Raw genomic sequence first — 14504 nt, 5'->3', positions numbered from 1 at the left:
TCAGCGTGCCACGTAGCGGCTCGCCGGGCGCGCGAGCCCGAGATGGTCGCGCAGCGTCGTGCCTTCGTATTCGGTACGGAACAGGCCGCGACGCTGCAGCTCCGGCACGACATGCTCGACGAAATCGTCGAGCCCGCCCGGGAAATAAGGCGGCATGATGTTGAAGCCGTCGGCGCCGCCGCCGGTGAACCATTCCTCCAGCGCGTCCGCGACCTGCGTCGGCGTGCCCCATACGATCCGGTGCCCGCGCGCGCCGGCGACGAGATAGTAGAGTTCGCGCAGCGTGAGGTTCTCGCGGCGCGCGAGATCGGTCAGCAGCCTCGCACGGCTCTTCAACTGATCGGATTCGGGCAGGTCGGGCAGCGGGCCGTCGAGCGGATACTTCGACACGTCGTGGCCGAGACGGTCGGACAGCAGCGTCAGCGCGCCCGACGTATCGATCCATTGCTGGAGCTGCGCATATTTGTCCTTCGCCTCCTGCTCGGTGCGACCGATCACCGGGAATACACCCGGCATCACGGCAAGCGCGTCGCCCGCACGGCCGTATGCCGCGAGCCGCCCCTTCAGGTCGCGATAGAAGGCCTGCGCTTCGTCGAGCGTCTGCTGCGCGGTGAACACGACTTCCGCGGTGCGCGCGGCGAGATCCTGGCCGGGGCCCGACGAGCCGGCCTGAATCACGACCGGGTGGCCCTGCGGCGGGCGCGACGCGTTGAGCGGCCCCTTCACGTTGAAGAAGCGCCCGGCGTGATCGAGCGCATGCACCTTCGCCGGATCGAAATAGATGCCACGCGCCTTGTCCCTGACGATCGCGTCGTCGTCCCAGCTGTCCCACAGTCCCTTCACGACATCGACGAATTCGCCGGCCATCTCGTAGCGCTGCGCGTGATCGGGATGGTTGCCGCGCGTGAAGTTCGCGGCGGTGCGGTCGTACGAGGTCGTCACGACGTTCCATGCGGCGCGTCCGCCGCTCAGGTGGTCGAGCGACGCGAATACGCGCGCGATGTGGTAGGGCTCGCTGTACGTCGTCGACGCGGTCGCCGCGAGGCCGATGTGCCGCGTGTGCATCGCGAGCGCCGACAGCAGGCTCAGTGGCTCGAAGCGCATCGCCATCGACGGGTGTGCGTCGGGGCCGCTCGTCAGGCCGTCGGCAAGGAAGACCATGTCGAACTTCGCGCGCTCGGCAGTCTGTACGACGCGACGCAGCAGGTCGAAGTTCTCGCTGCCGGATTCGGCGTCGGGGTGGCGCCAGCCGGCGACGTGGTGTCCGGCACCCTGGAGGAACAGCCCAAGGCGCATCTGCCGGCGGGAAGGTGTGCTGCGATTGATGCTCATGATTGAAGCGACGTGAAGGTGTGGAAAAGACGTGCGAGATCGGCCGTGCTGCGCATCGTGTCGATCAGTTCCGGCACGAACGCGAGCGCGGGATCATGCGCCGTCGCGTCCGCGAACTTCGCGGTGAGGTCGTCTGCGCCGACGAGGCGTTCGGTGCGTTGCCGCAGCGTGTCGCCGCCGCGCAGCACGAGCTCGACGATCGAGAAGCGCGTCGCGGGATCGGTCGACGCGCGCGGCGCGGCGGCATCGTGGCGCCGTGTCACGTGTGCGGCGAGTGCGATCAGGTCATCGCGCACGGGCACGTCGGCGAACGTCGCGACGCCCGGCGGGCCGTCCGTCAGTGCGGCGGCCACCGCGTATTCCACGCTGAAGCGCGCTTCGAGCCCGGTTGCCGGCAGTCGGTTCGACAGCGGCGTGTCGCCGCCCGGCGGGAAGGTGACCGTGATGCCATCGATGTCCGCCGGCGCGATGCGGTGGCGAGCGCGCAGATCGAGCGCGGCCTGCACCGCGTAATGGGTTGCCGTGCAGCACGGCCACGGCTTGAAGTACAGGCCGGGCGACACGATCTGCCACGGCGCGCCCCAGTCGGCCAGCACGCGCGTCGGCTGCGCCGCGCCGCCGCCGAATACGGCAAAGAATCCTTCCGGGCCGTCGAGTGCGCCCGGCGCGCCGGCAAGTCCGGCCTCGGCGAGCTCCACGGAGAACAGCCCCGCGCGCGCCGCAAGGCCCGCGTGCAACGGCTTGACCTCACTGCCGAACTGCAGCCGCAGCCCGGCCGATTGCGTCGCGGCGATACCGAGTGCGTTTTCGGTGGCCGCCGCATCGAGCCCGAGCAGACGTGCCGCAGCGGCGGCCGCGCCGAGCGTGCCGAGCGTCGCGGTGTTGTGGAAGCCGAGTTCGTAGTGGCGGTTGCCGATCGCAATACCGATCCGCGCCATCGTCTCGACGCCGACGACGTATGCGTCGAGCAGTTCGAGTGCGCTACGTGCGCGCACCTGCGCGAGCGCGAGTAGCGCCGGCAGCAACACGGTGCCGGGATGGCCGCGCACGCTGCTGTGCACGTCGTCGTAGTCGAGCGCGTGGCCTGCATAGCCGTTGAGCAGCGCGGCATATTGCGGCGACGCCGGTGTCGCACTACCGATCACCGCTGCTGCGCCGGCCGAATCGCGGCCGCACACCGCCAGCAGCTTGCGGTAACCGTTGTCGCGAGCGCCGGCGAACGCGGCGGCAAGGAAGTCGAGCAGGCCACGCCGCGCGGCAGCGATGGCGGACGGATCACGCGCGGGCTCGGCGCACGCAATCGCAGCGGCCAGACGGCGCGTGATGCTGTCGGCCGCGCCGTCGGGAATCAAGTGGGAAGACATGTCGGCAGTTGGAAAGTCGCGAAATGCCGCAACGGGCGGCGCAGCCGGGAACCTTCCGGTTCCTGCTCCGATGGGAGCGTTGGATACTAGCGAAGCATCCGTGCGTGCCCAACCAAGTATTCGAGCTTTCCATATCGCGTATTCGGCGTTGCCTGAACGGAGCCAGGTGACTTCGCTCGCATGACCTGCCCCGGCAAAGAGGGCCAGCCGGAGCCTGTAAAGTTCATTTACGAACAAGAAGACGAACATGAAGAGGCGCTTTACGGAAGCCCTGAGCCCGCAAGCCATGGCCGAAGCAGTGGCGGCGATCCGGGAGAAAGCTTCCCCTTCATTTCGATGCGTTGTCAAAACGCTCGCGCAGTCCGCTTCTTGATCAGGCGATGCGACCTGCGGCCAACATCGACTCTTCAACGCAACGCGCATGACTTGCGGCTGCCCAAACAACGTCCGCCATCTGCTGTCCGGTGGCGCATTGGTCGGGCTGTTTCCGGAATGGCCCGACGAGACCTATCCGCTGTACGTCATTGGCCCGTCGCGGCGGTTGGCGCCGGCGGCCGCCTCGACACACGATAACGAAGTTGCAGGCCATCTCGATGCACGCGCCCGAGCGCTGTCGTGCGTGCGCCGGAAATGCGCCCGCGTGCTCGCCCGGATCGCCGCGTGTCAGTGCTGGATGCCCCAGCGGCGCACCGTCACGCGCTCGAGCGTATCGAACACGAGATGCTCGACGAGCAGGCCGATCACGATGACGGCCGCGAGGCCCGCGAACACGCGGTCGGTATACAGTTCGTTGCGGTTCTGGAAGATGTACCAGCCGAGCCCGCCCTGCCCCGCGCTCGCGCCGAACACGAGTTCCGCCGCGATCAGCGTGCGCCACGCGAATGCCCAGCCGACGCGCAGCCCCGACAGGATCGACGGCAGCGCGGCCGGCACGAGGATCAGCGCGATCTGCCGCAGGCCGCTGAGGCCGTAGTTGCGCCCGGCCATCTTCAGCGTGGCCGGCACGCCGGCGAAACCGGTGTACATGCTGAGCGCGAGCGGCCACAGCACCGCGTGCACGAGCACGAACAGCAGGCTGCCGGTGCCGAGCCCGAACCACAGCAGCGCGATCGGCAGCAACGCGATCGACGGCAGCGGATTGAACATCGACGTGAGCATCGTCAGCACGTCGCGGCCGATGCGCGTCGACACCGCGAGCGACGTCAGCACGAACGCGAACAGCACGCCGAGCGCATAGCCGCGCAGCAGCACCGACATCGAGATGCCCGTCTTCACCAGCAGTTCGCCCGATGCGATGCCCTGCACGAACGCGGCCAGCGTCGCGCCGAAGGTCGGCACGAGCAGGTCGTTCGCGACGATGCGCGCGACGATTTCCCATGCGGCGATCAGCACGAGCGCGATGACGGCGCGGCGAAACCCGCTCGCACCGGCGATGCGGTGCCACAGCGGCGCGGGTGCCGCACGGTCGGCGTCGGTCGGCGTGTCGAGCGTGCGCACGTATTCGGCGCGCACGGGCGGCAGCGGCGGCAGGGCCGGATCGATGGTGCTCATGATGCGGTTGCCTCCGTAATCGGTGCGGCGTTCGTTTCGTGCGCCGTGTCGGGATCGAACAGCAGATGATGAATGCGCGCGACGCTGTCGCGGAAGTCGCCGGTGCCGACGCTGTCGAGCGAATGGTCGTGACTGTTGAGCTCCGCACGCACGCGCCCCGGATGCGGCGACAGCAGCAGGATCCGGTTGCCGACCACGAGCGCCTCCTCGATCGAATGCGTGACGAACAGCAGCGTGAAGCGGAACTCGTCCCACAGGCGCAGCAGTTCCTCCTGCATCTTGCGGCGCGTGAGCGCGTCGAGCGCGGCGAACGGTTCGTCCATCAGCAGCACGCGCGGCTGCATCGCCAGCGCACGCGCGATCGCGACGCGCTGCTTCATGCCTCCGGACAGCGTATGCGGATACGCATCGGCGAACGCGCCGAGGCCGACCTTGTCGAGATAGTGCAGCGCGCGCTCGCGTGCTTCGGCACGCGACAGCTTCGCGGCCGCCCGCAACGGAAACGCGACGTTCTCGACGACCGTTTTCCACGGCGGCAACTGGTCGAATTCCTGGAACACGACGATGCGGTCGGGGCCCGGCCCCTGCACGGGCCGGCCGTCGAGCGCGATCGAACCCGACACGGGCTCGATGAAGCCGGCGATCGCCTTCAGCAGCGTGGACTTGCCGCACCCCGACGGGCCGAGCAGCACGAAGCGGTCGCTGCCGTACACGTCGAAGCTGACCTGATGGGTCGCGCGGACGATCCGCGCGCCGGTCCGGTATTCGAGGCTCACGCGATCGATCGCCAGCAGGCGCTCGCTCTGCGCACCGGCCGGTGCAAGCTGCGGTACGGGCGCGGGCCCGCTCGCGGCGCGTGCGTCGGTGGCGGGTTGGGCGGCCGGCGCGGCGGCACCGCGCGTCGCATACGGCGGCAACCCGATTCGGGGAGAAGTGGCGTAAGTGGCGTTCACGATCGAAACTCTTGCGGGTAAAGCATCAACATACGGCGGCGCGGTGCGCGACCCAACCAACGATTGCGCCTATCGAAACCGCGTCGACGCATAAGCGTCGATCGCGATGCCGCAGCGCCACCGCCGCTCAACTACCGCCGGCCGTCGCCGGATCGTCGAAGAAGTAGTCGCGCCACGACTTCGGCTCGTTGCGGATCGCGCCGGTGCGATACATGAACTGCGCGAGCTTCAGGGTGTTCTCCGGCGCCGTCTTGAACTGCACCTGCGGATTGCGCAGGATCTTCAGCAGCAACGCGCGATCGATCTTCGACCCGTTCACGCGGATATAGGTGTCGGCCGCCCGCTCGGGATCGGCCGCGATCTGGCGCGCGGCGTCGGCGAGCGCGGCGACGAACGCGCGGTACGTCTTCGGGTTGTCGTCGCGGAATTTCCCGGTCGCGTACAGCACCGTCGCGGAGCTCGGGCCGCCGAGCACGTCGTAGGAATTCAGCACGATGTGCGCATTCGGATTGCCCGCGAGTTCCTGCTCCTGGAACGGCGGATTGCCGAAGTGGCCGGTAATCACGTTGCTGTTCGCGAGAATCGCGGCCGTCGCGTCGGGATGCGGGATCGCCTGCGTCAGCGGATCGAGCTTGTCGAACTGCTTGTCGCCCCACTGCTTCGCGGCCGCGTACTGCAGCACGCGCGACTGCACCGACACGCCGACGGCCGGCACCGCGATGCGGTCCTTCGCGCCCAGGTCGGCAATCGTCTTCACGTTTGGGTTGCTGCTGACGAGGTAGTACGGAAAATTGCCGAGCGACGCGACGCCCTTCACGTTCTGCCGGCCGCGCGTGCGATCCCACACGGTCAGAAGCGGCCCGACGCCCGCGCCGGCGATGTCGACCGCGCCCGACAGCAGCGCGTCGTTCACGGCCGCGCCGCCCGACAAGCGCACCCAGTCGACCTTGATGTCGAGGCCGGCCTTGCGCCCTTCCTTCTCGATCAGTTGCTGGTCGCGCGCGACGTTCAACATCAGGTAGACGACGCCGAACTGCTCGGCGATGCGGATGCGGCCTTCCGCGTGCGCGGCTTGCGGCGTGCCGGCGGCGGCGAACGCGAGCGCGGCGGTGAGCGTGGCGGCCAATGCGCGGCGCGCGGACAGGGTCGTGCGGCGCAGGGCCGGCGAAAGCGGAAACGACATCGGAACTCCGGTGAGAATGAGGCGGCGGAACAAGGACGTGACGCTCAGAACGGCGCGTCGCCTTCGATCGTCGTGCGATACAGCTTGCGGCGCAGATGGTCGGGCGTGCCGGCCGCGAGATGCATCAGCGAGCGGTTGTCCCAGAACACGAGGTCATGCTCGCGCCAGTGGTGCCGATACAGATGCTCGGCACGCACGCTGTGCGCGAACAGTTCGTCCAGCAGCGCGTGGCTTTCGTCTTCGGGCAGATCGACGATCCGCGTCGTGAAATGCTCGCTGACGAACAACGCGTTGCGGCCCGTTTCCGGATGCGTGCGCACGACCGGATGCACCACCGCTTCGACCTGCGCGATCTGCTCGGCCGACAGGTTCGGCCGCCACGGGCTGCGCGCCTGCAGCTCCGCATAACGGGCGAGATACGTATGCTCGGCACGCCGCCCCTCGACCGCGCGGCGCAGGTGCGCGGGCAGCGTGTCCCACGCGAGATGCATGTTCGCGAACAGTGTGTCGCCGCCCTCCGCCGGCAGTTCCTGCGCATGCAGCAGCGAGCCGAGGCTCGGCTTTTCCTTGTACGACAGGTCGGAGTGCCAGAAATGGCCGGCATCGCCGAGCCCGATCGGCCTGCCGTTCTCGACGATGTTCGACACGATCAGCACTTCCGGATGCCCGGCCAGCGCGAACTGGTGCAGCACGTGGATCTGCAGCGGGCCGAAGCGGCGGCTGAACGCGATGTGTTCGTCCGGCGTGATGCGCTGGTCGCGAAACACCAGCACGTGATGGTCGAGATGCGCGCGATGAATCCGCGCGAAATCGGCGGCGCCGAGCGGTTGCGACAGGTCGATGCCTTCGACTTCGGCGCCGAGCGGCGCATCGAACGGGACGATGTCGAATCGCTGCACGCCGGCCTCCGGCGGCAAGGCAGGCCGATGGCCGGCGGACGTCGATGCGGTGCGGATGGCGGGAGTCGTCACGATACAGCCCTTGATTCGGTAAAGATGCGAATCTACGAGCGCGTGCCGGACTGCGTCAACGAAGCGATTCGGATACGTTTATCTGCTGCGGCGATAAAGATCGCTGCTCGGGCGGCGGGCCTGCCGGCCGGATCGCATACCCCGGTCCGGCCCGGATCGTCCGGCACGATCCTGCGCGCCTCGTGTCTGCAGAATTTACAAACGCGGCCTCACCCGGCGCCGCCCGCGCGGGCCGCGGCGGTGCCGCAAGGCCGCCGGGCCTCGTCACGCGCGCGGCACGCAGCTTGCTCATGCCGGCCCGGATAGGGCGGCGCCACGGAATCGACGGCCGCCGTCGGTATCGCGTGGTCGTGAGCTATGAAAACTGACTCTCCCCTGCTGGAATCGGCACCGATGCGCGCCGACCATTTCGTCCAGTTCTACGAATCCGACGAGCAGCTCGTGTCGGAAGCCGCATCGTTCGCGGCCGATGCGCTGCGCGACGGCGGCAGCGCGATCGTGATCGCTCGGCCCGACCGGCTCGCCGCCGTGCACGATCATCTGGGCGCGCTCGGCGCGTCGATCGGCGACGCGGCCCGCGACCGCATCTTCATGTCCGGCGCGCAGGTGCTGCTCGACAGCTTCATGGACGGCGACCTGCCCGACCCCGCGCGTTTTCGCCGCTCGATCGGCACGATCGTCGAAGCGGCGATCCGCGCCGGCCGGCCTGTGCACGCATTCGATGAAATGGTCGCGATGCTGTGCGCGCAGAACCGGTACGCCGGCGCGCTGCGGCTGGAAGCGCTGTGGAACGAACTGATCGAGCGACACCGCTTCTCGCTGTACTGCGGCTATCCGCACGATGCGTTTCCGAGCGCCGAGCAGTCGGAGATGTTCCGCCACGTGTGCGCGCTGCACCGCCGCATCCTGCCGGCTGCGTCGCTGCGCAACGACGAAAACGAGCTGCACCTGACGCTCGCGCTGTCGCAGCAGCGCTCGCGCGCGCTGAGCGACGAGATCCGCCGCCGCGAGGACGCCGAACAGCAACGCAACGGCGTCCTGATGCATGCACCGTTGCCGATCGCACTGCTGTCGGGCCCGGCGCACCGGATCGTGCTCGCGAATCACCGCTTCTCCGCACTGTGCGGCCGGGCCGACATCGTCGGCCAGCCGCTGACGTCGGTGCTGCCCGGCGGCGATACACCCGCGATCGTGCATGCGCTCGAAGCCGCCCGCGCGCAGGGCCGCTCGACGACGATCGCCGAACATCGCGACCGGTCCGAAGCGGAGGACAGCGCCCGCGTGTACCGGCTGCATTTCAATCCGCAGCCGCTCGCGGACGGGCTCGGCGTGATCGTCAGCGCGGTCGAGGTGACCGAGCACGTCGCCGCGCGCGAGAAGCTCGTCGCCGCGAACGCCGAGCGCGACCGGCTGCTGGGCGAACTGCGCGACGCGAACCAGGCGAAGGACCAGTTTCTCGCGGTGCTCGGCCACGAGCTGCGCAATCCGCTGACGCCAATTTCGCTCGCGCTCGAGCTGATCCGCAACCGCGACGGCCAGGCGACGCCGAACGAGATCGCGATCATCCAGCGGCAGCTCGACCACATGGTGCGGCTGATCGACGACCTGCTCGACGTGTCGCGCATCACGCGCGGCAAGATCACGCTGAAGAAGGAAGCCTTGCGGCTCGCGGACATCGTCGACCGTGCGGTCGAGGTCGCCAGCCCGCTGCTCGAGCAGCGCCGCCACCGCCTGCACGTCGACATCGATCCGGACGCGCGCTGCCACGGCGATCCGGTACGGCTGTCGCAAGTCGTCGCGAACCTGCTGACCAATGCGGCGAAGTACACGCTGCCGGGCGGCGACATCACCGTGCGCGCAGCACGCGGCGCGGACGGTACGGCGACCATCGAGGTCTGCGACAACGGCGCCGGCATTCCGCCCGACCGCCTCGACAGCATCTTCGAGCCGTTCTATCGGCTCGACGGCGAAGCGAAGCAGGCCCACGGCGGTCTCGGCATCGGCCTCGCGCTCGTGCGCAGCCTCGTGAACCTGCACGGCGGCACGGTGCGCGCGGACAGCGCCGGCCCGGGCTGCGGCAGCACGTTTACGATCGCGCTGCCCGAGTACCGGCCGAAAGCCGCGGCGGTGGTCGCGCCGCAGCCGCCGCCGGGCATCCGCGACATGGCGCCGGGCAGTATCGGCCGGCGCGTGATGCTGGTCGACGACAACGAGGATGCCGCGTCGACGCTCGCGCAATGGCTGCGCGACGCCGGCCACGAGGTCGCCGTCGTGCACGACCCGGTGACCGCGCTGGCCGCGTACCGCGCGTATCGCCCCGACGTCGCGATCCTCGATATCGGGCTGCCGGTGATGGACGGCTACGAGCTGCTGCGGCGGCTGAAGGCGATCAACGAAGTCACGCCGTGCATCTTCCTCGCGCTGACCGGCTATGGCCGCAATGCAGACCGCGAACGCTGTCTCGCGACCGGCTTTCTGCAGCATTTCGTGAAGCCGGTCGATCCGGCCGAGCTGCATCTCGCGATGAGCCGGCCCGGAGCGAACGGCGATGCGCATGACGGCACCGGCGCACAGGCCGGACGCTGAACGCGGCACGAGGCACGAGGCAAGCGGCAAGCCGCAAGCACCCCGTCGACGATCGAGCGGCCGTGTGCGGCTCAGTTCTCCGGTGAACAGCGGACCGACGTCAGCCCGGCCGACTCCAGGATGCGGATCAGTTGCGGCAGCATCACATCGGCGTTGGCGGGTTCGCGCCACTGCACGAACAGTTCCTCCTCGCGCAACGCACGCGCGGCCGTTTCGCGAAAGCCGCGCGTGCGGCACGCGAAGCCCGCGGCGCGCAACCGGGCCGTGAGGCGATCGCGCGCCGTCGAGCCGAGTTCGTATTCGACCGTGACCAGCGCGGCCCTGGCGCTCCGCACGCGCTGCTCGACCAGGCGCAGCGGCCACACGACCAGGAGTCCGAGCACGAGCCCGAGCGCGCCGAGCGACAGCTGGCCGCCGCCGATGCACAGTCCGACGACGGTGACGAACCACAGCGTCGCGGCCGTGGTCACGCCGGACACGAGGCCGTCGCGATGCAGGATCGCGCCGGCGCCGATGAAGCCCATCCCGGTCAGGATGCCGAGCGGCAGCCGCATCAGGTCGAGCACCGAGAACGCGCCTTGCGGCTTGCCGGCCTGCAGCAACAGCGCATTCACCTGCAGCATCGACAGGCACGCGGCGAGGCAAACGAGAATCGTCGTGCGCAGCCCGGCCGTCTTGCCGGATTCGCTGCGATCGAGGCCGATCAGCCCGCCCGCGACCAGCGCGAGCGCGATCCTGACGAGGACCGCATTCCATTGAAGTACGACCGGCATCGGCTCCATGCGCGCCTCCCTGCGAATCGTCGTGCGAGATGGGTCGCGGTACGACCGCGCACGACGCTGGCGCGACGCAAGGTTCGGGCCCGGTTTGCGCGTGCAGTGCGCAGCACCGACGCATCGGCACGCGCGCTGTATAGCGCGACCACGCGGGTTGTAGAAAGGTCCATCGGCACGAACGCATGACCGTCGCGTCGCCGCATGCGCAGTCCGCACCTTGACCGGCCATTCGGCCCGACCGGACAATATGCGTTCGATCCGGCGCGCGGCACGAGTTCGAATCCTGCATTGACATCCCGCACCGATACGACAACTGCGCGACACCACGCGTCGCCCCGCTCGCCCTGCTCGCTCCGAACACGACGTCCCCCTTACGAAGGAGTTCGATCATGCTTACGCAGAAAACGAAAGACATCGTCAAGGCCACGGCCCCCGTCCTCGCGCAACACGGCTACGACATCATCAAATGCTTCTACACGCGGCTGTTCGACGCGCATCCGGAGCTGAAGAACGTGTTCAACATGGCGCACCAGGAACAGGGGCAACAGCAGCAGGCCCTGGCGCGCGCCGTCTATGCGTATGCGGAAAACATTGAAGACCCGGGCAGTCTCGCGGCCGTGCTGAAGAACATCGCGAACAAGCATGCGAGCCTCGGCGTGCGGCCCGAGCACTATCCGATCGTCGGCGAGAACCTGCTCGCGGCGATCAAGGAAACGCTCGGCGACGCGGCGACCGACGACATCATCTCCGCATGGGCACAGGCATACGGCAACCTCGCCGACGTGCTGATGGGGATGGAAAGCGGCCTGTACGAACGGTCGGCCGAGCGGCTCGGCGGCTGGACCGGCTGGCGCACCTTCGTCGTGCGCGAAAAGCGGCCCGAGAGCAGCGTGATCACGTCGTTCATCCTCGAGCCGGCCGACGGCAAGCCGGTCGTGAACTTCGAGCCCGGCCAGTACATCAGTGTCGCCGTCGACGTGCCCGAACTCCATTTGCAACAGATCCGCCAGTACAGCCTGTCGGACATGCCGAACGGACACACGTACCGGATCTCGGTGAAGCGCGAGAGCGGCGGCACCTATCCGCCCGGCTATGTGTCGTGCCTGCTGCACGATCACGTGAACGTCGGAGACGAGATCAAGGTTGCGGCGCCTTACGGCAGCTTCCATATCGATGTCGATGCGAAGACGCCGATCGTGCTGATCAGCGGCGGCGTCGGGCTCACGCCGATGATCAGCATGCTCAAGCGCGCGATCCAGGATCCGCAGCGGCAGGTCGTGTTCGTGCACGGCGCGCGCAACAGCGGCGTGCATGCGATGCGCGACCGGCTGCGCGAGACCGCCAATACGTATGCGAACTTCAAGCTGGTCGTGTTCTACGACGATCCGCTGCCGCAGGATATCGAAGGCACGGATTACGATCTCAAGGGGTTGGTCGACGTGAATGCGATCAAGGGCGCCATTCTGCTGCCCGATGCCGATTACTACATCTGCGGGCCGGTGCCGTTCATGCGGATACAGCACGATGCGCTGAAGCATCTCGGGATCCACGAAGCGCGTATCCACTACGAGGTGTTCGGGCCGGACCTGTTCGCGGAATGACGGTCGCGCGTCGCGTGTCGCACGGGCCGGCGGCGGCGACGAAAGCCGCGCGCTGACCGACGCCGACGCCGGCATCCGCCCGATCCCGGCCCTCTCGCAGGCGTGGCCGGTCGCTCACGCCTGCGATCGGTGCGCCGCCGAGTCGCATCCTTTCCCGTATCCGGCCGGATACGAAAATAGCCCTGCGCCGCAATTCCACGATACTTCGTTCCCGACCGGGTACGGAATGACGTGCCGATTGCCGCGATCGCCTCTTCGTTCCCGGACGGATACGAAATAATGCCCGGGTCGGCGAGTTGTGCAATACTGTTCCCGATCAGATACGGAGCACGGAGAACGTCATGTCGGAGTCCCAGTCCGTCGACACGATCGGCGCGCTCGCCCACCTCATTCGCGCGGCGCGGCTGCAGCAGGGGTTCACGCGTGACGAGCTCGCGAACGCGACCGGGCTGTCGCCGAAATTCATCAGCCAGGTGGAAGCCGGGAAGCCGACCGCGCAAATCGGCAAGGTCATGCTGCTGCTCGGCGAACTCGGCGTGCGGCTGTACGCCGAGTCGTCGGTCGAGATTTCGGAAGCCACCGCGCTGAAGGCCGCGCAACGCCGCAGGAGCAGCCATGGCGGCTAGAACGCTGAGCGCCTCCGCCAACGGCGTGCGCATGGGCACGCTGACCGACGACAAAGGGATCTGGTCGTTCGTATACGACCCGCAATGGCTCGCGTCCCCGGCCGCGTACCCGCTGTCGCCGGCGTTCGCGCTGCGCGCCGGCCCCTTCACCGACACGTCGACCGATCGCCCGGTCCAGTGGTTCTTCGACAACCTGCTGCCCGAGGAAGGCATGCGCACGTCGCTCGCACGCGAGGCCAGGCTCGATGCCGCCGATGCGTGGGGCCTGCTCGCGTACTTCGGGCGCGAATCGGCCGGCGCGCTGACGCTGCTTCCCGACGGCGAGCAGGAGGCGCCCGGCAGCCTGCAGCCGCTGTCGCTCGACGAGCTCGAGCGCCGGATCCAGGCGATGCCCGAGCGCGCGCTGACGGCCACCGCGCCCAAGCGCATGTCCGCGGCCGGCGCGCAACAGAAGCTGCTGCTGGTGCTGCGCGGCGATGCGCCCGACTACACGCTGTACGAGCCGGTCGGCAGCGAGCCGTCGATGCACCTGCTCAAGCCGGACATGCGCGCGGCCGGCTACCCGCACTCGGCGATCAACGAATTCTTTTGCATGAAGCTCGCGAGGAAGATGGCGCTCGACGTGCCCGACGTGCATTTCCTGCGCGCGCCGTCGGCATGCTACGTGATCGACCGGTTCGACCGCGACGTCGCGTCGGCGCCGGCCGGGCGCGTGCATACGATCGACGCGATGCAGCTGCTCAACTACGACCGCGGCTTCAAGTACCAGCGGGCGAACGCGCAGGAGCTCGCCCGTGCGATCGAGCGCACCAGTACGCGCGCGCTGGCGCGCCTGTCGGTGTTCCGCTGGACCGTGTTCAACGTGGTGGTCGGCAACGCCGACGCGCACCTGAAGAACCTGTCGTTCTTCGTCGACGCGCGCGGCTACCGGCTCGCGCCGTTCTACGACATCGTCAGCACGGTTGTGTATCACGCGCCAACGCACCGGCCCGACCATCGCGGCGATCACTGGCCGCACTGCGAACTGACGATGCCGCTCGGCACCGCGACGCGGTTTGTCGATATCGATGTGACTGCGCTGGTCGCGTTCGGCCAGGCGCTCGGACTCAGGGAAAAGGCGGCCGCGAGCGAGCTGCAGCGCTTTCTCGAGCTGCTCGATCGCCACGTCGCGCAGACGCTCGATGAAGTGAGGGAGATCGCGCGGCCGGACGCCGGCGAGATGCGCTTGCTGAATTCGATCGTCGCGATGCCGATCGCGGAGATGGGGCGCGCGCTTCGGCAAACGCGCGATTGAGTGGCGATGGGCCGGCGGCTGCGCTCGGCCCCGCGTTCTGCTCCGGTCTCGTCCGAGGCTTCGGCGCACAGTCTCACCTGCGTCAAAACCGCAGCGCCGACCGTCTCGTATGAACGTTCCAGGTGGCTATCTTGAGTTGCAATGTAAATCCTTGAATTTATTGGATATCGTTGGGCGATTTTACGTGTGATACCCCCGCTAGTACCCCGTAAAATTGATGTATTCACGCTATTTCACGCCACGTCACGCCACGTCACGCGCCGCCAG

11 protein-coding genes are annotated in these 14504 nt (G+C 68.1%); 4 read left to right on the top strand and 7 right to left on the bottom strand.

Translation table 11 applies throughout. The features are described from left to right. From AC1Z3W_RS16890 to AC1Z3W_RS16865, 6 genes are all read right to left on the bottom strand, one after another. A complete protein-coding gene (locus tag AC1Z3W_RS16890; protein WP_483508045.1) occupies nt 1-1332 on the bottom strand; it encodes an LLM class flavin-dependent oxidoreductase in 1332 nt (443 codons plus the stop codon). Beyond that, a complete protein-coding gene (locus tag AC1Z3W_RS16885) occupies nt 1329-2696 on the bottom strand; it encodes an MmgE/PrpD family protein (protein WP_483508044.1) in 1368 nt (455 codons plus the stop codon). Before AC1Z3W_RS16885 ends, AC1Z3W_RS16890 begins: the two co-directional genes overlap by 4 nt. 663 nt (nt 2697-3359) lie before the next feature. Continuing rightward, nucleotides 3360-4247 (bottom strand): ABC transporter permease, encoded by an 888-nt coding sequence (locus tag AC1Z3W_RS16880; protein WP_483508043.1) that lies wholly within the window; start codon nt 4245-4247, stop codon nt 3360-3362. After that, complete coding sequence (locus AC1Z3W_RS16875; protein WP_483508042.1) at nt 4244-5260, bottom strand: ABC transporter ATP-binding protein; 1017 nt, start codon at nt 5258-5260, stop codon at nt 4244-4246. Before AC1Z3W_RS16875 ends, AC1Z3W_RS16880 begins: the two co-directional genes overlap by 4 nt. 67 nt (nt 5261-5327) lie before the next feature. Then, on the bottom strand, nt 5328-6383 hold the full coding sequence (locus tag AC1Z3W_RS16870) for an ABC transporter substrate-binding protein (protein WP_124497661.1): 1056 nt from the start codon (nt 6381-6383) through the stop codon (nt 5328-5330). A gap of 44 nt (nt 6384-6427) precedes the next feature. Further along, nucleotides 6428-7354: a TauD/TfdA dioxygenase family protein gene (locus AC1Z3W_RS16865; protein WP_483508041.1), complete on the bottom strand. Its 927-nt coding sequence runs from the start codon at nt 7352-7354 to the stop codon at nt 6428-6430. A gap of 393 nt (nt 7355-7747) precedes the next feature. On the opposite strand from AC1Z3W_RS16865, the gene AC1Z3W_RS16860 reads away from it, so the two are divergent. Further along, entirely contained in the window at nt 7748-9940 is a 2193-nt protein-coding gene (locus AC1Z3W_RS16860) for a hybrid sensor histidine kinase/response regulator (RefSeq protein ID WP_124833485.1), read from the top strand. 71 nt (nt 9941-10011) lie between these two features. Here the strand turns inward: AC1Z3W_RS16860 and AC1Z3W_RS16855 are convergent, their stop codons facing one another. Beyond that, the gene (locus tag AC1Z3W_RS16855) at nt 10012-10722 is read right to left on the bottom strand and encodes an MgtC/SapB family protein (RefSeq protein WP_124833484.1); all 711 of its coding nucleotides are present in this window, start codon (nt 10720-10722) and stop codon (nt 10012-10014) included. A 383-nt stretch (nt 10723-11105) separates the two neighbouring features. On the opposite strand from AC1Z3W_RS16855, the gene hmpA reads away from it, so the two are divergent. From hmpA to AC1Z3W_RS16840, 3 genes are all read left to right on the top strand, one after another. Next, nucleotides 11106-12317: an NO-inducible flavohemoprotein gene (hmpA, locus tag AC1Z3W_RS16850; protein ID WP_483508040.1), complete on the top strand. Its 1212-nt coding sequence runs from the start codon at nt 11106-11108 to the stop codon at nt 12315-12317. Between the two features lie 341 nt (nt 12318-12658). Then, on the top strand, nt 12659-12943 hold the full coding sequence (locus AC1Z3W_RS16845; protein WP_124612100.1) for a helix-turn-helix domain-containing protein: 285 nt from the start codon (nt 12659-12661) through the stop codon (nt 12941-12943). After that, nucleotides 12933-14237 carry a HipA domain-containing protein gene (locus AC1Z3W_RS16840; protein WP_483508039.1) on the top strand — a complete coding sequence of 435 codons (1305 nt, stop codon included), beginning with the start codon at nt 12933-12935 and terminating at the stop codon, nt 14235-14237. The genes AC1Z3W_RS16845 and AC1Z3W_RS16840 overlap by 11 nt, the downstream gene beginning before the upstream one ends. The last annotated feature ends 267 nt before the right edge of the window (nt 14238-14504 follow it).

The organism is Burkholderia sp. 10_S31 (genome assembly GCF_056930375.1).
Note: the sequence above shows the minus strand (reverse complement) of the source record. Positions and strands in the feature narration are given on the sequence as shown.

Excerpts from the sequence above, each read along its gene's own strand:
- AC1Z3W_RS16890 (WP_483508045.1), bottom strand. The coding sequence starts at position 1,332 with ATGAGCATCAATCGCAGCACACCTTCCCGCCGGCAGATGCGCCTTGGG.
- AC1Z3W_RS16855 (WP_124833484.1), bottom strand. The coding sequence starts at position 10,722 with ATGGAGCCGATGCCGGTCGTACTTCAATGGAATGCGGTCCTCGTCAGG.
- AC1Z3W_RS16885 (WP_483508044.1), bottom strand. The coding sequence starts at position 2,696 with ATGTCTTCCCACTTGATTCCCGACGGCGCGGCCGACAGCATCACGCGC.
- AC1Z3W_RS16840 (WP_483508039.1), top strand. The coding sequence starts at position 12,933 with ATGGCGGCTAGAACGCTGAGCGCCTCCGCCAACGGCGTGCGCATGGGC.
- AC1Z3W_RS16860 (WP_124833485.1), top strand. The coding sequence starts at position 7,748 with ATGCGCGCCGACCATTTCGTCCAGTTCTACGAATCCGACGAGCAGCTC.
- AC1Z3W_RS16870 (WP_124497661.1), bottom strand. The coding sequence starts at position 6,383 with ATGTCGTTTCCGCTTTCGCCGGCCCTGCGCCGCACGACCCTGTCCGCG.
- AC1Z3W_RS16845 (WP_124612100.1), top strand. The coding sequence starts at position 12,659 with ATGTCGGAGTCCCAGTCCGTCGACACGATCGGCGCGCTCGCCCACCTC.
- hmpA (WP_483508040.1), top strand. The coding sequence starts at position 11,106 with ATGCTTACGCAGAAAACGAAAGACATCGTCAAGGCCACGGCCCCCGTC.
- AC1Z3W_RS16880 (WP_483508043.1), bottom strand. The coding sequence starts at position 4,247 with ATGAGCACCATCGATCCGGCCCTGCCGCCGCTGCCGCCCGTGCGCGCC.